The 22,883-nt window shown below is 70.9% G+C and carries 22 protein-coding genes; 17 read left to right on the plus strand and 5 right to left on the minus strand.

Features of this window, described 5'->3' with window-relative positions; translation table 11 throughout:
- Positions 1-27: 27 nt before the first annotated feature.
- The 8 genes from DEJ28_RS08625 to DEJ28_RS08660 all read left to right on the plus strand — a co-directional run bounded on the left by DEJ28_RS08625 (position 28) and on the right by DEJ28_RS08660 (position 11,206).
- Positions 28-1,365: a FliI/YscN family ATPase gene (locus tag DEJ28_RS08625; RefSeq protein ID WP_111115583.1), complete on the plus strand. Its 1,338-nt coding sequence runs from the start codon at positions 28-30 to the stop codon at positions 1,363-1,365.
- Positions 1,365-1,796: a flagellar FliJ family protein gene (locus tag DEJ28_RS08630; RefSeq protein WP_111115527.1), complete on the plus strand. Its 432-nt coding sequence runs from the start codon at positions 1,365-1,367 to the stop codon at positions 1,794-1,796. Before DEJ28_RS08625 ends, DEJ28_RS08630 begins: the two co-directional genes overlap by 1 nt.
- A complete protein-coding gene (locus DEJ28_RS08635; RefSeq protein WP_181433701.1) occupies positions 1,793-2,497 on the plus strand; it encodes a C40 family peptidase in 705 nt (234 codons plus the stop codon). Before DEJ28_RS08630 ends, DEJ28_RS08635 begins: the two co-directional genes overlap by 4 nt.
- Positions 2,494-4,218 (plus strand): flagellar hook-length control protein FliK, encoded by a 1,725-nt coding sequence (locus DEJ28_RS08640; RefSeq protein WP_111115525.1) that lies wholly within the window; start codon positions 2,494-2,496, stop codon positions 4,216-4,218. The genes DEJ28_RS08635 and DEJ28_RS08640 overlap by 4 nt, the downstream gene beginning before the upstream one ends.
- A gap of 41 nt (positions 4,219-4,259) precedes the next feature.
- A complete protein-coding gene (locus DEJ28_RS08645; protein ID WP_111115524.1) occupies positions 4,260-4,694 on the plus strand; it encodes a flagellar hook assembly protein FlgD in 435 nt (144 codons plus the stop codon).
- Positions 4,695-4,747: 53 nt separating this feature from the next.
- Positions 4,748-5,923 (plus strand): flagellar hook protein FlgE, encoded by a 1,176-nt coding sequence (locus tag DEJ28_RS08650; protein ID WP_111115523.1) that lies wholly within the window; start codon positions 4,748-4,750, stop codon positions 5,921-5,923.
- 377 nt (positions 5,924-6,300) lie between these two features.
- Positions 6,301-9,630, plus strand: coding sequence for a glycoside hydrolase family 3 C-terminal domain-containing protein (locus DEJ28_RS08655; RefSeq protein WP_111115522.1), 3,330 nt, complete (start codon positions 6,301-6,303; stop codon positions 9,628-9,630).
- A gap of 7 nt (positions 9,631-9,637) precedes the next feature.
- Positions 9,638-11,206 carry a glycoside hydrolase family 30 protein gene (locus DEJ28_RS08660; protein WP_181433700.1) on the plus strand — a complete coding sequence of 523 codons (1,569 nt, stop codon included), beginning with the start codon at positions 9,638-9,640 and terminating at the stop codon, positions 11,204-11,206.
- 59 nt (positions 11,207-11,265) lie between these two features.
- Here the strand turns inward: DEJ28_RS08660 and DEJ28_RS08665 are convergent, their stop codons facing one another.
- Entirely contained in the window at positions 11,266-12,201 is a 936-nt protein-coding gene (locus tag DEJ28_RS08665) for an alpha/beta hydrolase (RefSeq protein ID WP_220034627.1), read from the minus strand.
- Positions 12,202-12,330: 129 nt separating this feature from the next.
- On the opposite strand from DEJ28_RS08665, the gene DEJ28_RS08670 reads away from it, so the two are divergent.
- From DEJ28_RS08670 to DEJ28_RS08680, 3 genes are all read left to right on the plus strand, one after another.
- Positions 12,331-12,741, plus strand: a complete 411-nt coding sequence (locus DEJ28_RS08670; RefSeq protein ID WP_258368046.1) for a MarR family winged helix-turn-helix transcriptional regulator — start codon at positions 12,331-12,333, stop codon at positions 12,739-12,741.
- Between the two features lie 385 nt (positions 12,742-13,126).
- Positions 13,127-13,711, plus strand: coding sequence for a GNAT family N-acetyltransferase (locus DEJ28_RS08675; RefSeq protein ID WP_111115519.1), 585 nt, complete (start codon positions 13,127-13,129; stop codon positions 13,709-13,711).
- Entirely contained in the window at positions 13,708-13,896 is a 189-nt protein-coding gene (locus DEJ28_RS08680; RefSeq protein ID WP_111115518.1) for a hypothetical protein, read from the plus strand. The genes DEJ28_RS08675 and DEJ28_RS08680 overlap by 4 nt, the downstream gene beginning before the upstream one ends.
- A gap of 66 nt (positions 13,897-13,962) precedes the next feature.
- Here DEJ28_RS08680 and DEJ28_RS08685 read toward each other — a convergent pair whose 3' ends face one another.
- A complete protein-coding gene (locus DEJ28_RS08685) occupies positions 13,963-14,664 on the minus strand; it encodes an META domain-containing protein (RefSeq protein ID WP_111115517.1) in 702 nt (233 codons plus the stop codon).
- 42 nt (positions 14,665-14,706) lie between these two features.
- On the minus strand, positions 14,707-15,324 hold the full coding sequence (locus tag DEJ28_RS08690) for a hypothetical protein (RefSeq protein WP_111115516.1): 618 nt from the start codon (positions 15,322-15,324) through the stop codon (positions 14,707-14,709).
- A 183-nt stretch (positions 15,325-15,507) separates the two neighbouring features.
- Here DEJ28_RS08690 and DEJ28_RS08695 point away from each other — a divergent pair, with 183 nt between their 5' ends.
- The 6 genes from DEJ28_RS08695 (at position 15,508) to DEJ28_RS08720 (ending at position 21,944) form a co-directional block, all read left to right on the plus strand.
- A complete protein-coding gene (locus tag DEJ28_RS08695; RefSeq protein ID WP_111115515.1) occupies positions 15,508-16,071 on the plus strand; it encodes an HdeD family acid-resistance protein in 564 nt (187 codons plus the stop codon).
- Between the two features lie 20 nt (positions 16,072-16,091).
- Positions 16,092-17,210 carry a S1C family serine protease gene (locus DEJ28_RS08700; RefSeq protein ID WP_111115514.1) on the plus strand — a complete coding sequence of 373 codons (1,119 nt, stop codon included), beginning with the start codon at positions 16,092-16,094 and terminating at the stop codon, positions 17,208-17,210.
- 136 nt (positions 17,211-17,346) lie between these two features.
- Entirely contained in the window at positions 17,347-18,366 is a 1,020-nt protein-coding gene (gene glsA / locus DEJ28_RS08705) for a glutaminase A (protein ID WP_111115513.1), read from the plus strand.
- Positions 18,363-20,036 carry an MFS transporter gene (locus DEJ28_RS08710; protein WP_258368045.1) on the plus strand — a complete coding sequence of 558 codons (1,674 nt, stop codon included), beginning with the start codon at positions 18,363-18,365 and terminating at the stop codon, positions 20,034-20,036. Before glsA ends, DEJ28_RS08710 begins: the two co-directional genes overlap by 4 nt.
- A 35-nt stretch (positions 20,037-20,071) precedes the next feature.
- Positions 20,072-21,526: a cardiolipin synthase gene (gene cls, locus DEJ28_RS08715; protein WP_111115581.1), complete on the plus strand. Its 1,455-nt coding sequence runs from the start codon at positions 20,072-20,074 to the stop codon at positions 21,524-21,526.
- Positions 21,527-21,581: 55 nt separating this feature from the next.
- Positions 21,582-21,944 (plus strand): hypothetical protein, encoded by a 363-nt coding sequence (locus DEJ28_RS08720; protein ID WP_111115511.1) that lies wholly within the window; start codon positions 21,582-21,584, stop codon positions 21,942-21,944.
- 29 nt (positions 21,945-21,973) lie between these two features.
- Here DEJ28_RS08720 and DEJ28_RS08725 read toward each other — a convergent pair whose 3' ends face one another.
- Positions 21,974-22,516 carry a hypothetical protein gene (locus tag DEJ28_RS08725; RefSeq protein ID WP_111115510.1) on the minus strand — a complete coding sequence of 181 codons (543 nt, stop codon included), beginning with the start codon at positions 22,514-22,516 and terminating at the stop codon, positions 21,974-21,976.
- 88 nt (positions 22,517-22,604) lie between these two features.
- Positions 22,605-22,832: a hypothetical protein gene (locus DEJ28_RS08730; protein WP_111115509.1), complete on the minus strand. Its 228-nt coding sequence runs from the start codon at positions 22,830-22,832 to the stop codon at positions 22,605-22,607.
- Between the last annotated feature and the right edge of the window lie 51 nt (positions 22,833-22,883).

Here is a 22,883-nt window from a genome sequence, read left to right on the forward strand (position 1 = left end):
CCTGCCACCCTGGTCCGGCCTGCCACCGTGCTCCGGCCGGCCACCCTGCTCCGGCCGCGTGGTCTCGACGAGGCGCTCCGACAGGCCGCTCCGCAGCGCGTCGGCGTCGTGACGAGCGCCGTCGGCCTCGGCCTCACCATCGCCGGCCTCGACGCGCGTGTCGGCGAGGTCGTCACCGTCGGCGACGAGGGCGGACCGCAGACCGCCGTCGAGGTCGTCGCGACCGACGCCACCGGTGTCCGCTGCATGCCGCTCGGCCGCCTCACCGGGGTGACCGCCGGCACCCCCGCACGGCCGACCGGACGGCCCGTGCTCGTCCCGACCGGCACCGGACTCTTCGGGCGGGTGCTGGACGGGCTCGGACGGCCGATCGACGACCGGGGCCCGCTCGACGCCGACCACTGGGTGCCGCTCGACCACGCGACGCCGAACGCGATGGCGCGGACCCGCATCGACACCCCGATGCAGCTCGGCGTCCGGGTGCTCGACACCCTGACCACCGTCGGCCGGGGGCAGCGCATGGGCCTGTTCGCGGGCTCCGGCGTCGGCAAGTCCTCGCTGCTGTCGATGATCGCGCGGGGGAGCGACGCCGCCGTGAACGTCATCGCCCTGGTCGGCGAGCGCGGCCGCGAGGTCCGGGAGTTCCTCGAGGACGACCTCGGACCCGAGGGGCTCGCCCGCTCGATCGTCGTCGTGTCCACCTCGGACGAGCCGGCCCTGATGCGCCTGCGCGCCGCGTTCGTCGCGACCCGCATCGCCGAGTCGTTCCGCGACGCCGGCCAGGACGTCGTGCTCATGATGGACTCCCTCACCCGCGTCGCGATGGCACAGCGGGAGATCGGGCTGTCCGTCGGTGAGCCGCCGGCCACCCGGGGCTACCCGCCGTCGACGTTCTCGGTGCTCGCCGGCCTGCTCGAGCGCGCCGGGACCGATCGTGTCGGCAGCACCACGGGCCTCTACACGGTGCTCGTCGACGGTGACGACCACAACGAACCGATCGCCGACGCCGCCCGCAGCATCCTGGACGGCCACGTCGTGCTCGACCGGAAGCTCGCGATCACCGGGCACTTCCCGTCCGTCGACGCCCTCGGGTCGATCTCCCGCGTCGCGTCGAAGGTCACCACCCACGGGCAGCGCGGTGCCGCGACGACCCTGCGGAAGGTGATGGCCGCACGGAAGGCTGCGCAGGACCTGCTCGACGTCGGCGCCTACCAGCGCGGCACGAACCCGCTCGTCGACGCCGCCGTCGACCACCAGGACGCGATCGACCGCTTCCTCCGCCAGGGCATGGACGAGCGGGCGACCGCGCCGGCCTCGTGGCGTGCGCTCGAGTCCCTCGTGACGACTCTCGGAGGTGCTGCCTGATGGCCCGCCGGTTCCCGCTCGCCGGGCTCCTCCGTCTGCGGCACGCCGAACAGGACCGTGCCGCCGCCGCCCTCGCGACCGCGAACGAGCGGGTCCGCGACGCCGCCGACGCGCGGATCGCCGCCCGTCGCAGCCTCGCCGACGCCGACGGCGCGCAGCCGATCCAGGACGCCGCGACCCTCAGCGCCGTCGCCGCGGCCCGGGCCGCCACCCGCGGCATGCTCGAGGAACTCGACGCCGTGGTCCGCTCCCGCCGCTCCGACGCCGACCAGGCGCAGGACGAGTACAACGGCGCGCGCCGCTCCGCCCTCGGCCTCGAGAAGCTCGAGGTGCAGCACGTGGAGCAGCAGACCGCCGAGGACCTCCGCACCGAACAGAACGCCCTCGACGAGATCGCGGCCCGACGCCGCGCGGAAGGTGGTGCCCGATGAGCGTGGACGCCGTGTTCTCGCGGATCTCCGAGATCCGGACCCAGATCGACTCCCTGCGCACCGGGACGACCACCACGGCCACGGCGTCGGCCGCCGCCGCCGGAAGCGCCACCTCGAGCGCGTTCGCCGACGCGCTGGCGACCGCCACCGGGAACACCGCCGGGACGACCACGGCTGGCAGCGCCGTGTCGACGGCGACCTCGGTCGACGCCGGTGCCGGCACCATCGCGACGGGCAGCGGCGCGACCGGCTCGGACGTCGTCGCGGACGCGAAGAAGTACCTCGGTGTGCCGTACGTGTTCGGCGGCACCACGACCTCGGGGATGGACTGCTCCGGACTCGTGCAGACCGTGTTCAAGGACCTCGGCGTGACCATGCCCCGGGTCGTCCCGGACCAGGCGAAGATGGGCGTCGAGGTCGGCTCGCTGAAGGACGCGCAGCCGGGCGACCTCATCATCCCCAAGGGCGAGGGGCACGTCGTCATCTACGTCGGCGACGGCAAGGTGCTGCACGCGCCCCGGCCGGGCAAGGACGTCCGGATCGTCGACAACTGGTACAAGGACTCGGACATCGCCACCATCCGGCGCATCGTCCCGGCGCAGGCAGCGCCCACTGCCGCGACGGCTGCGACCGCCGCCGGCTCCACCGACCTGCAGACCGCGGCACTCATGTCGCTGATGAACTCCGGGAGCGCCGCATGAGCGTGACGATCGCCACTCCGACGCCGACGCCGACGCCGGCGTCCCTCGTGCAGAAGGCCGCGAGCGGATCGGCTGCGCGGGGTTCCGGCACCGGCTCCGGCTCCGGGGACTCGTTCGGCGCCGCGATGGCCGCCGCCGGGGCCCCGGACACGGCGCGCCGGCCTGCCGCCGACGACCGCCGGGCTGCCGCCGACGACCGCCGGGCCGCCGAGATCGCAGTCGGTGCCGGAACGGGCCGGGGCCGGGCCGCCGAGATCGCAATCGGTGCCGGAACGGGCCGGGGCCGGGCCGCCGAAGTGCGATCTCACCGAGGTGCCGGGGATGCCGACACCACCGCGGACGCCGCCGCGTCGGAGGACGGGGGAGCGCCGACGCCCGTCGCCGCCGAACTCCTGCCGGTGACGCCGTCGGCTCCGGTCACGGTGTCGGTCCTGCCCGGGGCCACCGCTCCGGGAGCGGACGAGACACCGGGTGCCGCCACAGCGACGGCCGCGACCACCGATTCCGCCACCGCGACCACGACCACGCCCGCGATCGGCGCGGGCGTCGGCAACGCGTCGCTGTCCGCCGCGCTCGAAGCGACGCCGGTGACGACGACCGCCGGACCCGCGGACCCCACGCCGACCACCGCTCCGGAGCCGGCCCGAGTCGGCGCCGATCTGCCCGGTGGGACCGGCGCGGCTCCGGCACGCTCGACGACCCCGGGAACCTCGCGGACAGATGGCGCGAGTCCGGCGGGGTCGGTCCCCGCGCAGACCGCACCGAACGCGACGCTCGCGACGGCCTCGCTCGACGCGGTGTCGACGTCGGCGACCGCCACCACCGGCAGGGCCGCGGCCGGCAGCACGCTCGCCCCGAGCGCCGCAACCGCAGCCGCAGCCGCAACCGCAACCTCGGCCACAGCCGCCACCGCCACCGCCACCGCCACCGCCACGACGGTCACCGCGACGACGACGGCCGCGGCGGCCACCGCCACGGCACCCGTCGTCGTCACCGCATCGGCCGCAGCCCCGGCGACGAACCGAACCACCGCGACGGCCGCCGACGCGACGACGACCACCACGACGACCACGACGGCCACGGCCGCCACCGCGACCGTGGGCGGGGCGACCGACGGGGCGGGCGCGGCCCGGGGGAGCAGCGCCCAGACCGGCCACGGCACCGACGGCGGCCGATCCGGGCAGGGTGATCCGGGCCTCCAGGCCGTCAGCGCACCCCGTGGCGGCGAGACGCCGTTCGCGGTCCCGACCACATCCGCGACGACCGCGACCGCACCCGCCTCGGGCGCGGTCACCGCGAACGCCCCCGCCCCCCTCGCGCAGCAGCTGAGCCGCCCCGTGTTCACGCTCGCGCAGGCCGGCCCGGGGGAGCACGTCGTCACCGTCCAGCTCGCGCCGGACGCGCTCGGACCCGTCACCGTGCGTGCGCACGTCACCGCGCACGGGATGCACGTCGAGCTGTTCGCAGCATCCGACGCCGGGCGGGACGCGGTCCGGCAGGTGCTGCCGGACCTCCGCCGCGACGCGGCCGGCACGGGCCTGTCGACCACCCTCGACCTGTCCTCGCAGAACCAGCCGGACACCCGCTCCGGTCCCGACGACCGGCCCGCTCCGGCGGTCCCACGCGTCGACCCCGGCCTGGAGGCGCGGCTCACCCCGCGTGCACCCGGCACCGCCCACACGCCCACCGTCCGCACCGTCGGACTCGACGTCCTCGCCTGAGCGACGACACCTCGCACAGGCGATCACCGAAGGGAACGACCATGCCGATCGACGGCATCACCGGCTCCGTGGACCAGGCCGCACAGGCCGCGGCCCTCGCTGCGAACCAGACCAAGAGCCCCTCGCAGACGATGGACTCCGAGGTCTTCATGAAGCTGCTCGTCACGCAGCTGCAGAACCAGGACCCGTCCTCCCCGATGGACACCAACCAGATGATCAGCCAGCAGACGCAGCTCGCGATGATGGAGCAGATCACCAACCAGACCACGACGGGCAACGAGAACTTCTCGCTGCAGATGCGGATCGCCGCAGCGAACCTCGTCGGCAAGCAGGTCAGCTACACCGACGCCGTCAGCGGGACCGCCGTCACCGGCACCGCCTCGGCCGTGTCGTACGCGAACAGCGTCCCCACGGTCACCGTGAACGGGAAGGAGGTCGCTCTCGACGTGATCTCCGGCATCAAGACCACCTCCTGATCGGTTCCCCCCTCCTCCTTCTCCTCCGCTCCGTTCTCTCGAAAGGACGCACCATGCTCCGCTCGCTCTACTCCGGGATCTCCGGCCTCCGCTCGCACCAGCAGATGCTCGACGTCACCGGCAACAACATCGCCAACGTCAACACGGTCGGCTTCAAGTCGTCGTCGACGGTCTTCCAGGACACCCTGTCGCAGATGACCCAGGGCGCCGGTGGACCGCAGACCGGCATCGGCGGCACGAACCCGGCGCAGATCGGCCTCGGCGTGCAGGTCGCCGGCGTCTCGACGAACTTCGCGCAGGGGTCCGCCCAGGCCACCGGCAAGGCCACCGACCTGATGATCTCGGGCGACGGCTTCTTCGTCACCCGCCTCGGCAACGACACCGTGTACACCCGTGCGGGTGCGTTCGACTTCGACGCCGACGGCCGCCTCGTCAGCGCCGACGGCAAGATCGTGCAGGGCTACCCGGCCACGAACGGCACCGTCAACGAGAACGGGCAGCTCGGCGACATCGTCCTGCCGCTCGACGCCGCGGCCCCCGCCGTCCGCACCACCACCGCGGGCGTCACCGGCAACCTGCCGTCCGAGACCGCCGTCGGCGCCGTGATCACCCGCGACGCCACCGTCTACGACGCGTCCGGCGCGAAGCACACCATGTCGCTCGCCTACACGCGCACCGCCGCGGGCTGGGACGTCGAGGCGTCCGACGGGCAGGGCACGAAGGCCACGTCGACGCTCACGTTCGGCGCGAACGGCGCCCTCACGGCCGGCGGGACGATCGCGGTCGGCGGCATCACCGTCGACATGACGGAGCTCACCGGCTTCGCGTCGCTCAACACCGCGTCGATCGCGTCGCAGAACGGCTCGCAGGCCGGGTCGCTGCAGGGCTACTCGATCTCGAAGGACGGCACCGTCGTCGGTACCTTCTCGAACGGGGCGTCGCTCGCCATCGGCCGGATCGCACTCGCGACCTTCGCGAACCCGGCGGGCCTCGAGAAGACCGGTGCGTCCGGCTACCGCATCACCGCGAACTCCGGCAACGCGACCGTCGGCGCCCCCGGGTCGCCCGGCGTCGGACAGCTCGCCTCGGGCACGCTCGAGATGTCGAACGTCGACCTGTCGCAGGAGTTCACGAACCTCATCGTGGCGCAGCGCGGGTTCCAGGCGAACGCGCGCATCATCACGACCTCGGACGAGGTGCTGCAGGAGCTGACGAACCTCAAGCGCTAGGAAGGCTGTCTGCGGTTCTGGGGCGCTCTCGCATCCGTGCGGGGGCGCCCTTGTCTGTGGGGTGTGCGGTGGTGTCGTTGTGTCGTTGTGTCGTTGTGTCGTTGTGTCGTTGTGTCGTTGTGTCTGGCGTGTGCGTGGGCCCCTCTGGGATGTCCGGAGGTGTCCCCCGTACGCGGGTGGGACGCATCGTCTTGACGCCTCTCCGCCCGGGTGCGAGGCTGTGCCGCACACATGAGGCGCCTGTGCAGTCGCTATGAGCGAATCCGCAGTTCCTCCGTGCGCCTCGCCGACCATGGGGCGCGAACCAGGGCGATCGAGCACCTGGTTCCACCGCGGGCTCCGCCCGCTCATCGTCCCGCCGTGCAAGGGAGCACGTCATGCCGAACGCCCCGATCCGTTTCGGATCCCGTATCGCCACCACCGTCGTCGCTGGGGTGGCCGCCATCTCGATGGCCATCGTCGGCCCCGTCACCGCAACAGCCGCGCCGGCAACGCAACTGACCTGGGACACGTCCCCGGCTGTCGACGCGCAGGCGAGACAGCTCCTGTCCCGGATGACGCTGGAGCAGAAGGCCGACCTCGCCGCCGGCGAACTCAACAACTTCTTCGGCTTCTACAACGACCCCATCCCCGAGCTCGGGATACCGGCTCAGACGATGGCGGACGGGCCGGTCGGTGTCCGCAGCGCCAACCCGAACGCGACGAACGGCGGCCGCACCACACAGCTGCCCTCAGCCACGTCGCTGGCAGCGACGTTCGACGAGGGCCTTGCCCAGCAGTACGGCGCACTCATCGGGGATGAGGCGTCCCGAACCGGCAACAACATGTCGCTCGCCCCGAGCGCGGACATCGCGCGGACGCCGCTGTGGGGTCGCGCGTTCGAGGGCTTCGGCGAAGACCCGCTCCTCAACGGCACGTTGAGCGGGACGTACATCCGCGGCGTGCAGAGCAATCCCGGCGTCGGCGCGACGATCAAGCACTTCGTCGCCTACAACCAGGAGACCGATCGATTCACCGTGAACGCCGTCGTCAGCGACCGCGCCCTGCACGAGATCTACAACCGGTCCTTCCAGCTCGGGGTCCAGATCGGCAAGCCGGCCGCCGCGATGTGTTCGTTCAACCGTGTGAACGGGGAGCCCGCCTGCGCGAGCCGGCTCATGACCACGATGCTGAAGGACATCGACCACTTCCGCGGCTGGGTGATGAGCGACTACAACGCGACGCCGGACACGGTGAACGCGGCCCTGTCCGGACTCGACCAGGAACAGCCCGGCGATCAGGGCCCGGGATCGGCGAACTTCGGTGACCGGCTCGTCGCCGCGGTCCGCGCCGGTCAGGTGCCCCAATCGCGGGTCGACGACATGGCACTCCGGATCCTCAGGCCGATGATCGGACTCGGGATGCTCGACACGCAGCCCGTCGTCCGCGCGCTCGACATCGCCAAGGGCCGCGCCCTGGCCCGTCAAGTCGCCGCAGACGGCATGGTCCTGCTCGAGAACCGGAACGGCGTGCTCCCGCTGAACACCGCCGGGGAAAGCGCCCCGACGGCGTCTCCCACTCCAGCACCGACCGCGTCTCCGTCGGCGACGGCGTCTCCGTCAGCGACGGCGTCTCCGTCAGCGACCGCGTCTCCGTCAGCGACCGCGTCTCCGTCAGCGACCGCGTCTCCGTCTGCCACCGCGTCTCCGTCGGCGACGGCCACACCGACACCGACTCCGACGCCGACACCGACGCCGACTGCACCGGCGGCAGCGGGTTCGATCGCCGTGATCGGTCCCGACGCGGACAACACCTCGGCGCAGGGCGGCGGGTCCTCCGCGGTGACGAAGCCCACGGCCGGTGTCAGTCCACTCGAGGGCATCCGGGCGCGCGCCGGGAACGGCACGGACGTGTCCTACTCGCCGGGTGTCGATCCGGTCACGGAGGGTGCGTTGCTGCCCGGTCCGGAGCCGATCCCCTCGTCCGTGCTCACGCCGACCGGTGGAGCACCAGGAGCCCACGGTCTCGCGGCGCAGTACTGGTCGAACGACTCGTTCTCCGGGGAACCGCAACTGAGTCAGACCGACCTGAACGTCAACGTGGACCTGGGCTTCCAGAACTACCCCGGGTTCAACACCGCCTCACCGAAGGCGCCGACGATCCAGGACTTCGGGTTGCTCGGCGACTTGTCGGCGCGATGGTCCGGAACCCTCACCGCGCCGACGACCGGCTCGTACGAACTGGGTCTGACCGCTCGTGGCGATGCCGCCATGACGATCGACGGTCAGCCGTTCGTCACCCACTCCGGTGACCTGTCCCCGGTGAGCCGCACCATCCAGCTCACCGCGGGGGAACCACACCAGGTCACCGTGAGCTACAGCGCCGCTGCGCCGAACCAGTACCAGGGCGGGCAGGTGCGCATGTTCTGGCAGCACCCCGAGAACGTGCTCAGCCCCACCATGCGGGAGGCAGTGGACCGGGCACGGTCCGCGGACCAGGCCGTGGTGGTCGTCCGTGACTACGAGACCGAGGGAGCGGACCGACCGGACCTGGGTCTCCCCAACGAACAGGAGCAGCTGATCCGTCAGGTCGCCGCGGTCAATCCCCGGACCGTCGTGGTGATCGAGACCGGTGCCCCGACGGTCACCGCTCCGTGGCAGCGACGTGTCGCCGGCATCGTGCAGGCCTGGTACCCCGGCCAGGAGCAGGGCAGCGCGATCGCCGACGTCCTCTTCGGTGACGTGAACCCGTCGGGCAAGCTGCCCGCGACGGTTCCCACCAGTGAGGCTCAGGTACCGACCCCGGACGTGGGGACGGAGGTGTTCAGCGAAGGTGTCAACGTCGGGTACCGCGGGTACGCACGCGGCACCGCAGCTCCGCAGTACCCGTTCGGGTACGGGCTCTCCTACACGTCGTTCCGGTACAGCGACCTGAACGTCGCCACCGGCAACGGCGGGCAGGTCCGAGCATCCGTCCGGGTGACGAACACCGGAGACCGCGCCGGTTCCGTCGTCCCGCAGGTGTACGTCGGGCAGCTCCCGACCCGTGTGGCGGACACACCGGCGCGGCAGCTGGCGGGTTGGGATCGCGTGACGCTCCGACCGGGACAGAGCCGGGTGGTGTCCATGACGCTCAACCGCCAGTCGATGTCGTACTGGGATTCCTACGCGGGGAAGTGGATCATGCCGTCCGGGTCCCTGCGGGTCCTCGCGGGCAGCTCCTCGCTCGACCTCCCGCTCGCGAAGTCGGTCCAGGTCCGGTCGAACGACACCGAGGGCGGCGGCGCCATCACGCCGTCGGCCCGGTACAGCATCTCCAACGTCGCGTCGTCGAACTGCATCGACGCGACTGGACGTGTGACCACGAACGGCACCCCGGTGCAGTCGTACGACTGCCCCGCCCCCGGGACGAACCAGCAGTGGCGGTTCACCGCCACGAGCGGCGGCTACTACCGGATCGCGTCCCAGGAAGCACGACGTCAGGTCCTCGATGTCTCCGGTGGATCCACCGCAGACGGAGCTGCGGTCCAGCTGTACCGGTACGGCGGGGGTGAGAACCAGCAGTTCCGTCCGATCCGCGTCGGCGACGGTGCCTACCAGTTCGTCGCCCTGCACAGCGGCAAGTGTCTCGGCGTTGCCGGGGGATCATCGGCCAACGGCGCCCGCGTCGTGCAGCAGACCTGTGACCGCACGAGCACCGCCCAGCAGTTCCGCCTCGAACGGCAATGACCTCGACGTGAGCCGACGACCAAGGGCCCGCCCCGTGCACCGGCACCCCGCCGGCGCCGGGGTGGTCGCCGTGTTCATCGTCGCTGTCCTCGTCGCCCTCACCGGATGCACCGGTGGCGGCGAGCCTGCACCGAGCGGGACCGAATCGACCGCCGCGCCGCAGCCCGCAGCGGTCGTGACGACGGCTGACGGAACGGCACGCCTCGCGGACCTGCCCGTCTCCGTCGGGGCTGCGACGAGCCCGGCGAGCACGAACCAGACCGACGACGTCCTGATCCGGGTGGCACCGTCGAGACCCGGGCAGCGCATCACCGGCTTCGGCGCCGCCCTCACGCATGCATCCGCTGCCGTCCTCGACACGCTCCCTGCTGGGCGTCGCGGATCACTCATGCGCGAACTGTTCGACCCGACCGGACCGGTCCGCCTGTCCGTCCTGCGGATCCCGATCGGAGCGTCCGACTTCGTCCCCGACCGCGCGTTCACCCTGGACGACCGTCCCCCGGGAGTCACCGACTGGAACCTCGACCACTTCAGTACCGCTCCCGACCGGAAGACGCTGCAACCCCTGCTGCGGCAAGCACTGGCGGTGAACCCGCACCTGGTCGTGATCGCGTCGCCGTGGAGCCCACCGGCCTGGCTCAAGACCTCCGGGTCCCTGGAAGGCGGGCAGCTGCTCGATGAGCAACGCGCGTACGACACGTACGCCGACTACTTCACCCGCTTCATCCGTGATTACCAGGAGGCAGGCATCCCGATCACGGCCGTCACGGTCCAGAACGAACCCCAGCTCCGCACCCCGGACGGGTACCCCGGGACCGACATGCCCGTGGCGCAGGAGGCACGGCTCATCGAGACCCTCGGACCGGCGCTACGGAAGGCGGAGCTCGACACCGACATCCTGGGCTACGACCACAACTGGACCCTCGCGCCGGGAGACGCCGCGACCACCCCGAGCGGCCGTGACGCGGAGCGGGAGTACCCCTCCGACCTGCTCGGCACTGCCGCTGCACCCTGGATCTCAGGAACCGCCTTCCACTGCTACAACGGTGACGCGTCGGCGCAGACGTACCTCGCCGTCCGGTTCCCCACCCGGAGCATCTGGGTCACGGAGTGCTCCGGGTCGCACAGCCCGGACGCCGACGCCGCGACGGTGTTCTCCGACACGCTCACCTGGCAGGCCACGAACCTGCTCATCCCCGCGCTCCGCAACCGCGCGACCACGGTCCTCACGTTCAACCTCGCCCTCGATCCGGACGGGGGACCGCACGTCGGCGGTTGCGACACCTGCACGGGTGTCGTCACGATCGGCAGCGACGGGGCGATCACGCGGAACGCCGAGTACTACCTCCTCGCTCATGCCGGCCGGTACCTCCAGCGTGGCGCGGTCGAGGTCGCTGCAGACGCGCCACCCGGCGGTCCGATCCTGCCCGTCGCGTTCCGGAACCCGAACGGCAGCGGCGTCGTCGTGGCGTGGAACCACGACGACCAGCCCCATCGGCTCGTCCTGCGCGTCGGCGCTCGGACGGTCACCATCCGCGTGCCGGCGCACGCGCTGGCTTCCGTTCGGTGGCGGTAGGGGACACCGCTCCCAGTGGCGGTGTCCCTCGACGTCCGCAGCAGACGCGGTCGAGCGGTTCAGCCGGCGAGGTGCTCCCGGTAGAAGGCGTCCAGGGTCTCGACTGCTTCGCCGACGTACTCCGGCTCGTCGTACATCTCGTAGTGGCCGGCGCCCTCGACGACGTGGAAGCCCTTGGCGTTGGGCGCCTTCTCCCAGAGTGCGAGCCCGTCGGAGTAGGAGAAGGTGGTGCCGAGCCGACCGCCGACGATGACTTGGAGTGGCTGGGTGAGGAGTTCGTCGACCAGGTTGAAGGCGTCGTAGCCGAGCATCATCGCGTCGCTCGTGAAGTGGCGGCGGTTGGTGGAGTTCTCGTTGTGGCCGCGCGGGGTCCGGTAGAACCGCACCGCCTGGAGCGTGTCGACGTCGGTGATGCCGAAGGCCGCCGCCTGGTCCTCGGTGTCGGGGATCCACATGTTGCGGTCGACGTCCTCACCGGCGGCTGCCGCGGTGCGCTTGGCGCCCACGGCGTCGAGCATCGCGATCGCCGAGGCCTTCGAGGAGGTGTCGGCCTGGCGGAATGCTCGCCCGACGTTGACGGGCACGACCGTTCCGAGCGCCTTGATCCGATGGTCGGTCATGGTCGCGCTGACCGCGTAGCCACCACCGGCACAGATGCCGAGGGCTCCGATCCGGGAGTTGTCGACGGACGGGAGCGTCGTGAGGTAGTCGACGGCGAACCGGATGTCGTCGACCCGTGCGGCCGGGTTCTCGAGGTCGCGCGGGTGGCCACCGCTCTGGCCCTGGAAACCCGGATCGAAGGCGAGCACCACGTAGCCGCGGTCAGCGAGGGCTCGGCCGTAGTTGGCACCGATCTGCTCCTTGACGCTGCTGCCCGGGGTGGAGATGACGACCGCGGGATGTGCGCGGTCCTCGCGGAAGCCATCCGGGAGGTGCAACTGGCCGGCGAGGTCGAAGGTGTCGTTGGTGAACGTCACGTCGTGCGTTGATGACACGGTGATGGGGCCCTTCCAGGAGGAACGCGGTGTGCCACTAGGCTTGTTCCAGACCTAGTAAGTACAGCAAGCAAGTTTGTTCCGATCGGAACTAGTACGAAACTGTACCACTTCGGGAAGGAAGCCGCTTTGCTCACGTCGAACGCCGCGCGGATCTGGTCGCTCAACCACCAGGTGCTCACCCGCGTCATGAACGACTGCGCCCCGGACATCGAGGCTCTCGGGCTGGAGGCGAAGGAGTTCTTCGTGCTCGGAGAAGTCGACGACTGCCCGTACCCCGCGGAGCTGGCTGCTCGTCTCGTCCTGCCCAAACCGAGCGTGACCGTGTACCTGAAGCACCTCGAAGCCAAGGGCTTCGTCCGCCGGGAGATCGATCCCGCCGACCTTCGACGACACCGCCTGGCTGTCACCCCAGAAGGCGCGCAGACCCTCGACGAGGCGCTCGGGATCCTCTCCGCGAAGTTCGACGAATGGCTCGTGCGCCTCGACACGGACGAGCAAGCAGAACTGCAACGACTGCTGGCAAAACTGCTCGACTAGTCACGTTTCCCCTGTCACGAGCCGCAAGACCTCCGCGGAACGCGCGAGGTCCGTCGGGTCGGCGCCGCGCTCGGCTCGCCCGACCGACGGTGCCCGAGCCGGCCACAGGGCGGACGGGAGGCGCGGTGCCGGCCCGCACCGCGCCTCCCGGCAGTCAGGTGGTGACCATCCGGTCGTCGGTCAGGTCCGCGCGGAACCGTGAGATGAGTGGACCCGCGACCAGGTCGGGTCACCGACCACGGCGCCCGGCGCCCGGCGCCCTGAGCCGAGGTGCTCAGCCGGTGTACGACGCGCCGCCGGGGGACAGCGTCACCCTGACACCGTCCGGTGGCACGTGGTCCCAGGCGCGTGACTTCGGCCGGTGCAGGTGGCATGATCACGGCGCATGGCGACCTCACACGTGATCAAGCCCCTCACGGCGGAGACCTTCCCCGCGTGGAAGGCGCTCGCAGCGAAGCACAACGGGGTGTGGGGCGGGTGCTACTGCTCGTACTTCCACGGCGACACCGACCAGACCGTGAAGAGCGAACACGACCGGGTGACGTTCAAGGAGCGGCTCGTCGGCGAAGGAGTCGCACACGCCGCGCTCGTGTTCGACGGCGACGATGCGATCGCCTGGTGCCAGTACGGCAGCCCGGTCGAACTGCCGAACATCTACCACCGCAAGCAGTACGACGCCGGCGAACCCACGCCGTCGCCCTGGCGGATCACGTGCTTCTTCGTCGACCGCGACCACCGGCGCTCCGGAGTCGCTCGAGAGGCGCTGGATGGCGCGCTCGCGCTGATCGCAGCAGCCGGCGGCGGCGAGGTCGTCTCGTTCCCGAACGAGCTCACCCCGGGGAAGCGGACGTCGTCGTCGTTCCTCCACAACTGCACCCGGGCGATGTTCGCGCAGGCGGGCTTCACGTTCGAACGCCACATCGGGAAGAGCAAGACCGTGATGCGCCTGACCGTGCCGGCGACCCGGTGATCCCGACGGTGGTGTTCGCCGTCGCGTACCCCGTTCGGCCGTGCAGCAGAAAAACACTGGCACGGGACGTCGCCAGCACCCTCGCCGAGCTGCTGCACGAGCGCAGCATCGCCAGGCGGATCCTCGAGGTCACCGCGGGGGAGACCCCGATCGCCGAAGCGGTCCGCGACACGATCCGAGGCTGAGCGCGCACCCGCGCACCCGCGCACCCGCGCACCCGATCGGCAGCGAGCCGAGGAGCACGGCCCGGATCACAGTCGGTACCGGTGGAGCTCGCCCGTCCTGTTGCCGCCCGTCGTCGAGAGGGTCATCACGTCGTCGGCCACCCGGGCCCGGGTGCTGGCGGAGAGGTCCTCCGCGCCGTCGGGGCAGGTCCCGACGACCGCGTCCCCGGGCGTGAGCCGAACGTGTTCCGTGTGCGAGAACCGCCACGTGCCCTCGCGGGTGACGCACCCGTCGTAGAGGCGGTACGAGTCGTCCGCGCGCAGCGAGAGGTACGCGGAGTCGCTGGAGTGGTCCTGCACCCAGTACCCGATCGGTCGGGCCTGCTTCCCCACGCCGTCGGCGGTCGTCCTCGCCAACGTGGTCGTTCCGTCAGGCCCCCGCAGCCGAAGGTCGCCGTGTTGGACACGTGCGGTGTCGGCCTGCATCGCCGCGATCGGGAGCGCCTTCCCCGCGCACGTCGACTCGGCGTGCGGGCCGACGACGACGGTGAGGTCCCGGGCAGCGGTGATGCGCCAGGTCCCGGAGATCCGGTCACACCCGTCGGACGCGCTGAAGACGTTGGACCTCCCGAACGAGACGAAGGGCACCTCGGGGGTGTCGAACTGCTGGTCGAGGACCCACGTCCCGGTGACCTCCTCCTTCCGGGCGTCGTCCTGGGTCGGACGGACGAGCGTGCACCCGGCGAGGACCCCGACCGTGCAGGCGACCGCCAGGGCCGAGACGACCATGTGCCTGTCCTTCACGGCAGCCACTTCCCTCGTTCGGTGCCGTCATCCGTGTGTCGTGCGGTGGGGCACATCCGTCGTGATGGTCTCGTACCGCGGCGGTACCCAGACCAGGACGCCCTCGAACAGCTGGGCGGCGGAGAACAGGACCAGGAAGACCGCACTGGCCGCGGTCGCGGCCCGGACGCCGATCACGGGGTAGAGCACGAGCGCCACCGCGATGCAGAGGCAGAGGACGACCGCGATCAGGGTCAGTGGCCGGACGGTCGAGAACATCGACCCGGTGAGGATCACCGCGGCCTCGAGTACCCAGGCGATCGCGATGACGGCGACCCAGGCGCTGAGTTCTCCGGGCGGGTGGACCACCGAGATCACTCCGGCGACGAGCACGAGCGTCCCGAGGGCGCCGTGGACGATCCGTCTGGTCAGCGCCATGCCGTCGCCGATCCCTGCGCGACCGAGCCGGAGGAGGCCCGACAGGATCAGGTACGACCCGAGCAGGTGGACCTCGGCGTCCAGGGCTGCGGGTGGCCGGGTGAGGATGACGATCGCGACGACGAACCCGACGGCACCCGTGATGAGCAGGCTGGTGGCCTGCTGTGCTCGACGTGGAGCAGGGCGGGGGCGCCTGGTCCGGGAGTTCGGAGCGACCTCGTCGTCCATGGTGCGACCTCCTGATCGGTCTGGTGGAGCTGAGCCGGCCGTTCCCCGAGGTCTACTCCTTTCGCAACCCTTCCGCGTCGGAGTTTTTCCGGATGCGTTCCTGGACAGAAGCTGAATCGGGGTGTTCACTATCCCCAGACCGCACCAATCACTCCGAATTCTTGTCAGGAAGGTCGGAAGACGATGGTTGACGACACCGTGGCTGCCTCCCCGGAGCACACCGACCGACGCCTCCGGACCCCGCTGACGATCATCGGCGTCGTGGCGATCCTCACCGGGGTGGTGGCGCTCGTCGTGCCCCACGCGACCCTGTTCGCGGTCGCGTGGGTGTTCGGCGTCTACCTGCTCGTGTCTGGTCTGGTCATGGTCGTCCGGGCGTTCACCGAACACCACGGGGTCGCTCGGCGGATCGGCATGGTGGTCCTCGGCGTCCTGGTGTTCGCCGGCGGGATCGTCGCGATCGTCCACCCGCCCGTGGGCGTTCGGTGGATCGCGCTGTTCATCGGCTTCGCGTGGCTCCTCGAGGGGGTCACGCTGCTCTACGCGCCGACGACGGGCAACCGCGGCCTCACGATCACCTCGGCGATCCTCAGCATCCTCAGCGGCATCCTCGTCATCAACCTGCCGTACCTCGGTGCCGTGCTCACGGTGGCGGCGGTCGCGGCCGTGCTCATCGTCTTCGGCATCGCGCAGATCGTCCTCGCGATCGACGCCGGGCGTGCTGCTGCGCGGCCGTCCGAGGCCTGAACGCCAGGAACGGGGGGATCATGTCGGGGAACGGAGCGGACGCCGGCGGCCCGACGAGCGGTGGCCGGTGGACCGCCCGGACGTCCGTCGCCTTCGTGGCGTGCGTCGTCGCCGTCGTCGTCGCGGGAGCGGCAGCAGGGCTCATCTCGAGCCGGGCCGCGTCCTCTGGCGCACCGGCAACGGCCGACGGCTCCGCCGGGACGTGCGACGCCGAGGAGGTGGCGCGTTCGGTGCTCCCGAGCGTCGTCACCATCGCAGTGGCCGCGAGCGACGGGGGCGGGACCGGCAGCGGTGAGGTCATCGACCCGAGCGGGATCATCCTGACGAACGACCACGTCATCGCCGCGGCCGGTGACGGCGGCACGGTGACCGTGCAGCTCGACGACGGGACGACGATCGACGCCACGGTGTCCGGCCGCGACCCAAGGACGGACCTCGCGGTCCTCCGCGCGGACAGCGACCGGCGGTTGCCCGCGCTCGGGTGGGGCGACTCCGACGACCTGTCCGTCGGGCAGCCGGTCGTGGCCCTCGGTGCACCACTCGGGCTGTCCGGGACCGTCACGACCGGCGTCGTCAGCGCCCTCGGCCGCAACGTGCCGGTGCCGACGGAGACCGGCAGCACGATCCTCACCGGCGCGGTCCAGACCGACGCCTCGATCAACCCCGGGAACTCGGGCGGCGCCCTGGTGGACTGCGCCGGTCGCCTCGTCGGCATCAACACCGCGATCGCGACGGTCCCCGGTTCGGACGGCACGGCGAGCAGCGGAAGTGTCGGGATCGGTTTCGCGGTGCCGGCCGCCGTCGCCCGGCCGGTCGCCGCAGCGCTCCGCGCCGACGGATCGGTGAATCACCCCACCTTCGGCGCGCAGACCAACCCCGTGTCCGTCCGTGACTCGTCCGGAGCGCTCTCGATCGGGCTGCAACTGACCGCGGTCACCGACGGGGGACCCGCAGGCGCTGCCGGTCTCCGCGCCGGTGACGTGGTCGTCGCGATCGACGGTGTGGACACGCTGCACCCGGACACGATCTCGCACCTCGAGGCCACGGAACCGTCGGGCCACCGCGTGCAGCTCACGTACCTCCGGGACGGCGAGCCGGACGACGTTCGTGTCACGCTCCGCGCGGTCTCCGGGAACTGATCCAGCAGGAAGGGCTCGTCATGGACACCGGATCGCACCCCGCGACGACGGGCGACGGATGGTCGCCGGAGCAGGATGCCCAGGACATCGGCCGGGAGGCAGTGGCCGTCGCCGCCACGCATCCGGCGGTCGGCGCATGACCGGCAACCGGTCGGCCGCCGTCCGTGACACCGCGCAGCTCGTGTCCACGGGGCGGCTGCCGGACGGGCGCCGCATCGACGCGCTGCTCGCGGAGGCCCACGGCCTCTTCGCCGGGGAGACGTCCGGGATCGTCGCGGACTACATCCCGGCACTCGCGGCGGCCGATCCCACGTGGTCCGCACTGAGTGTCGCCGAGGCGAACGGTGCCAGGCACTCGGTCGGGGACGCGCTCGTGGAGTTCTCGATCCAGTCGATCTCGAAGGCGTTCGTGTTCGCACTCGTCTGTCAGCAGATCGGGCACCGTCGCGCGGCGGAACTCGTCGGGGTGAACAACACTGGGTTGCCGTTCAACTCGGTGACCGCGATCGAACTCAACGACGGCCATCCGATGAACCCGATGGTGAACGCGGGCGCCCTCGCCACGACGGCGTTGATGCCAGGGGCCACACCGGGTGCGAAGTGGAACGCCGTGCAGGACGGCCTGTCGGCGTTCGCCGGCCGACGGCTGGAACTCGACATCGCCGTGTACGAGTCCGAGGCGGCGACGAACCTGCGGAACAAGAGCATCGCGCGACTCCTCGAGAGCTACGGTCGGCTCGCGTTCGATCCGCTGCAGACGACCGACGTCTACACGAAGCAGTGTTCGCTGAACGTGACGACGGAGGACCTCGCGGTGATGGGAGCCACCCTCGCCGACGGGGGAGTGAACCCGGTCACCGGGGTCCGGGTCGTCGACGCCGAGGTCTGCCAGCACGTCCTCGCGGCGATGGCGGCGTCCGGGCTCTACGAACGGTCCGGCGAGTGGCTCTACGACATCGGTCTGCCCGGGAAGAGCGGAGTCAGCGGCGGGATCCTCACCATCGCCCCCGGCAAGGGCGGCCTGGCGACGTTCTCCCCACCGCTCGATCCCGCCGGCAACAGCGTGCGCGGCGTCCTCGCCACGACCTGGCTGTCCCGCACCCTCGGCCTCAACCTGTTCGCGTCCGCGGACGTCCACCGAACGGAGACACCATGACCGCCACCACGCCGGGCACGACCGCTGCTCCACCCCGTGCTTCCTGGGCCCCGATGGTGGCGCTGGCCCTCGCCCAGGTCCTGATGTCGTTCAACGTCGCCGCCCTGCCGGTCTCGCTCGGGGGCATGGTGCAGGACTTCGGAGTACCGCCGACCACGGTGAGCACCGGGATCGTCACGTACGGCCTCGTCGTGGCGGCACTCGTGATGACCGGCGCCAAGCTCGGACAACGCTTCGGGTGGGTGCTCGTGTTCCGGGCGGTGATCGGCGTCTTCCTCCTCGCCATGGTGCTCATGACGATCGCGCCGAACGTCGGCGTGATGATCACGGCGCAGGCACTCGCGGGCGCGTCGGCGGCGATCATCGTGCCGAGCCTCGTCGCGCTCATCGCCGAGAACTACGAGGGAGACCAGCAGGCGACGGCGGTCGGTTCCCTCGGCTCCGCACGCGCCGCGTCCGGGGTGAGCGCGTTCGTGATCGGCGGTCTGCTCGGGACGTTCATCGGCTGGCGACCGGTGTTCGCGATCCTCATCGCCCTCGCCGTCGTCGTGTTCGTCCTGAGCTTCCGGCTGCGGTCCGACGCCGGGAACCCGCGCGTGAAGATCGACCTCGTCGGTGCCGTGCTCATCGGCGCTGCGGTGGTGTGCATCACGCTCGGGTTCAACAACATGAACGGGTGGGGGTTCTTCCGCGCCGAGGCCGGCGCCCCGTTCGACGTCGTCGGGGTCTCGCCCGCGCCGCTGGTGGTGGTGCTCGGTGTCGTCCTCGGGCAGGCGTTCTTCGTCTGGACCCGGCGGCGTGGCCGTGCCGGCAAGGTGCCGCTGATCAACCTGTCCGTGATCGGATCCCCGCGGGAACGCTCCGCGATCGCGGCCCTGTTCGTGATCGTCGCGACCGAGGCGGCGGTGAACTTCAGCGTTCCCCTCTACATCCAGATCGTGCAGGGCCGCACGCCGCTCGACACGTCCCTCGCGATGCTGCCGTTCAACCTCACGGTGTTCGTCTCAGCGCTCGTGGTGGTGCGGTTCTACTCGCGGTTCAGCGCCAGGACGATCGCCCGCACGGGCTTCATCCTGACCACCGTGGCCCTGCTCTGGCTCGCGTTCGTCGTCACGAACGACTGGGAGACCGTTCCCACGATCATCGGCCTGATCGTGTTCGGTGTCGGCCAGGGCGCACTCGTCACCGTCCTGTTCAACGTCCTCGTCACCTCGTCGCCGAAGGAACTGGCCGGTGACGTCGGCTCGATCCGCGGGACCGCGCAGAACCTGGCGTCCGCGGTCGGGACGGCACTGATCGGCGTGATCCTGGTCACCCTGCTCAGCACCGGCGTGAACCAGGCGATCGCCCGCAGCGATGCGCTCACCCCGGAACTGCAGTCGCAGGTCGACCTGGACAGCATCAACTTCGTCAGCAACGACGACCTCCGTGCAGCACTGGCGAAGACCGACGCGACCCCGGCACAGGTCGACGCGGCGGTCCAGGTGAACACGGACGCCCGGCTCCGCACACTCCGGATCGGGTTCCTCGTCCTCGCCGCACTCAGCGCCGTCGCGATCCTCCCCACGAACCGGTTGCCGAAGCTGCTCCCGGGCACGATCCCGGAGAGCGCCGCGAACGGCGACGGATCGCTCCGTCCGGTGACCGACCCGACCGACCTCCCCGACTGAAGTCATCGACGAACCGCAGCCGAGGAGTGGTGGTCATGACGGGTGACGAGCTCGTCGCGACGCTCGGGGTGGCACTCCACGTCGTCGTCGTCCTCGTCGCAGCCGTCGTCGTGCCCCGGAACCGGCACCCGTCGTCCGCGATCGCGTGGATCCTCGCCATCGTGATCGTGCCGGCGCTGGGCATCCTCGCGTTCCTCGTCATCGGCAGCGGTCGGTTGCCCCGCCGCCGACGGGAGCAGCAGCGGGAGGTGAACGCCGCGGTCTCGGCCCGTGTCCCGGGTCTGGACCGGGTGTCGCACCGAGCGGAGTGGCCGTCGTGGTTGCCGAGCGCGGTCGAGCTCTCCCGGAACCTCGGGTCCCTCCCGATGGTGGGCGGGAACGAGGTCGAGGTGATCGACGGGTACGAGGAGTCCTTCGCGGCGATGACCTCGGCCGTCGACGCCGCGCGTGCGTCGGTGCACGTCGAGTTCTACATCCTCGTCCTCGACCCGTCGACCGAGGGCTTCTTCGACGCCCTCGCGCGAGCCGTGCAGCGCGGCGTCGCGGTGCGGGTCCTGTCCGACCACCTCGGCAGCGTCCTCGCACCGCGCGCTCGACCGACCCGGGAACGACTCCACGCGATCGGTGCCGAGTGGCACCCGATGCTGCCGCTCCGTCCCTGGCGAGGACACTGGCAGCGGCCGGACCTCCGGAACCACCGCAAGCTCGTGACGATCGACGGCGTGGTGGGTTTCACCGGTTCGCAGAACCTCATCGACGCCTCGTACCTGAAACGCCGGAACCAGGAGCTCGGTCGGCGGTGGCGCGAGGTGATGATCCGTCTGGACGGGCCGGCGGTCCGGGAGCTCGACGCCGTGTTCGTCACCGACTGGTACGGCGAGACCGACGAGTTCCTGCCGCTCGACGTCAGCCCGGTCGAGTTGTCCGCGCGACCGTCGACCGTCGACGCGCAGGTCGTGCCGAGCGGACCGAGTTTCGAGAACGACAACAACCTCAAGCTCTTCACGTTCCTGCTGCACCACGCGGAGCACCGGATCAGCATCACCAGTCCGTACTTCGTCCCCGACGAATCAGTGATGCTCGCCCTCGTCACGGCAGCGTCCCGGGGCGTCGACGTGGAGCTCTTCGTGTCGGCGCAGTCCGACCAGTTCCTCATCCACCACGCCCAGCGGTCCTACTACGAACCGCTCCTGCGTGCCGGCGTGCGCATCTGGCTCCACCGAGCGCCGACCATCCTGCACGCGAAGCACTTCAGCGTCGACGACGACGTCACCGTGATCGGGTCCAGCAACCTCGACATCCGCTCCTTCACCCTCAACATGGAGGTGTCGGTCCTGCTGCACGGCCGGACGCTCGTCGACCGGATGCGGATCGTCGAGGACGGGTACCGGGCCGCGAGTGACGAACTCACGCTCGACGCGTGGTCCCGTCGACCGGTGGCAGTCCGGATGCTCGACAACCTCGCTCGCCTCACGTCCGCACTGCAGTGAGGGCAGACGATGCGTTCGGGCGACTGCCTGCAGCTGCAGGACCTACCCTGGTCGGATGCTTTCCCGACGAGACGCCGCCGTTCGGCTCGACATCCCCCTCGAGATGGCGACCCACCACGGGATCCCCTCGCGCCTGAGCGAAGCCGAGCTCGAGGCGATCGAGCAGGATCCGCCTGCCTGGCTCGCGCAGTCCCGGGCCAACCGCACAGGGACGAAGAAGGTCTGGGCGCACCTCGAGTGCGTGGTCTGCGGCTTCTCCGAAGAAGCGCGCCCCAAGAAGTGGTGGCCCGACTGGGACTACCTGATGTGCGACTACCACGCGCCCTACCAGGCGCCAGAACCCACCGCGGGGCTCACCCGGCGCGAGGTCGAGGGCGTGGGCAGCCGCTTCGTCGCCCTCGTCGACGAACGACCCTAGTCCGGCGCGTCTCGGAGGTCGGACGCCGTTCAGTGCCCGTCGAGTGCGTGGCACCCGCCGTCGAGGACCCACCCGGCGGCCGCGACCGCGGCGGTCCCGTCCTGCTGCACCTCGCCGATCAGGCATCCGGTCATCTCGACCTGTGCCTCGAACAGCACCTTCTCGCCCGTCACCGTCGTGACGATCCAGGGCGACGGCGCGCCGACACCGTCGAGCACCGTGGCGACGGCCGGCTCGAGGACCGGGGTCGGCAGCTCGGCGATCTCCCGTTCCACCTCGGCGCGTGCGGCGTCGAGTTCCGCCGCCGCAGCAGCAGTCAGCTCGGTTCGTTCGTGGTGCCGCTTGTTGAGTCCGTACTGCGGAGGGCTGTCACCGTCCGGTCCGGCACCGGCGCCGTCGCCGGAGGCCGCGTCCGTCACGGCGCCTGTGGGCGCTCCAGGCGCGGTGCCGACCTGCGTGCTCCCCGACGACGGGCCGGCCGACGCTCCGCTGTGCTCCGTCGCGCAGCCCGTCAGCAGGGTCAGCGCAACGAGCGCCCCGGCCATCGACACCGTCGTCCGTCGTTGCCCCATGGAGGCATCCTGTCAGAGTGCCGGCCGGTCCCCGGTCCCTGGTCCGCGATGCTGACGGAGCGAGCGGCGATCCGCCGGTCCCTCGTGGTCAGCTTCCCGGGCGAGTCGACCGGGCGTACAGCGCCAGGCTGACGAAGAGCAGTACGACGCCGACGTACGCAACGGGTCGTCCGAGGAACAGCAGGGCGCCGGCACCGATGTTCGCGTTACCCTCCGGATCGGCCGTCACCTCGGCGACGAACGCGCCCCCGCAAAGGAGCCCGCCCACGGCGAGCAGGATGCCGCCGACCAGACATGCGATCCGTGCCGAACTCACACCTGCATCCTGCCTGCGACGGGCCACGGAGTCGACCCCGACGACGTCTCC

It is taken from the genome of Curtobacterium sp. MCPF17_002 (assembly GCF_003234115.2).
Classification (GTDB): Bacteria; Actinomycetota; Actinomycetes; order Actinomycetales; family Microbacteriaceae; genus Curtobacterium.

Coding starts and splice junctions, on each gene's coding strand:
- DEJ28_RS08630 (WP_111115527.1), top strand. CDS start 1,365: ATGGCCCGCCGGTTCCCGCTCGCCGGGCTCCTCCGTCTGCGGCACGCC.
- DEJ28_RS08635 (WP_181433701.1), top strand. CDS start 1,793: ATGAGCGTGGACGCCGTGTTCTCGCGGATCTCCGAGATCCGGACCCAG.
- DEJ28_RS08640 (WP_111115525.1), top strand. CDS start 2,494: ATGAGCGTGACGATCGCCACTCCGACGCCGACGCCGACGCCGGCGTCC.
- DEJ28_RS08645 (WP_111115524.1), top strand. CDS start 4,260: ATGCCGATCGACGGCATCACCGGCTCCGTGGACCAGGCCGCACAGGCC.
- DEJ28_RS08650 (WP_111115523.1), top strand. CDS start 4,748: ATGCTCCGCTCGCTCTACTCCGGGATCTCCGGCCTCCGCTCGCACCAG.
- DEJ28_RS08655 (WP_111115522.1), top strand. CDS start 6,301: ATGCCGAACGCCCCGATCCGTTTCGGATCCCGTATCGCCACCACCGTC.
- DEJ28_RS08675 (WP_111115519.1), top strand. CDS start 13,127: ATGGCGACCTCACACGTGATCAAGCCCCTCACGGCGGAGACCTTCCCC.
- DEJ28_RS08685 (WP_111115517.1), bottom strand. CDS start 14,664: ATGGTCGTCTCGGCCCTGGCGGTCGCCTGCACGGTCGGGGTCCTCGCC.
- DEJ28_RS08690 (WP_111115516.1), bottom strand. CDS start 15,324: ATGGACGACGAGGTCGCTCCGAACTCCCGGACCAGGCGCCCCCGCCCT.
- DEJ28_RS08695 (WP_111115515.1), top strand. CDS start 15,508: ATGGTTGACGACACCGTGGCTGCCTCCCCGGAGCACACCGACCGACGC.
- DEJ28_RS08700 (WP_111115514.1), top strand. CDS start 16,092: ATGTCGGGGAACGGAGCGGACGCCGGCGGCCCGACGAGCGGTGGCCGG.
- glsA (WP_111115513.1), top strand. CDS start 17,347: ATGACCGGCAACCGGTCGGCCGCCGTCCGTGACACCGCGCAGCTCGTG.
- DEJ28_RS08710 (WP_258368045.1), top strand. CDS start 18,363: ATGACCGCCACCACGCCGGGCACGACCGCTGCTCCACCCCGTGCTTCC.
- cls (WP_111115581.1), top strand. CDS start 20,072: ATGACGGGTGACGAGCTCGTCGCGACGCTCGGGGTGGCACTCCACGTC.
- DEJ28_RS08720 (WP_111115511.1), top strand. CDS start 21,582: ATGCTTTCCCGACGAGACGCCGCCGTTCGGCTCGACATCCCCCTCGAG.
- DEJ28_RS08725 (WP_111115510.1), bottom strand. CDS start 22,516: ATGGGGCAACGACGGACGACGGTGTCGATGGCCGGGGCGCTCGTTGCG.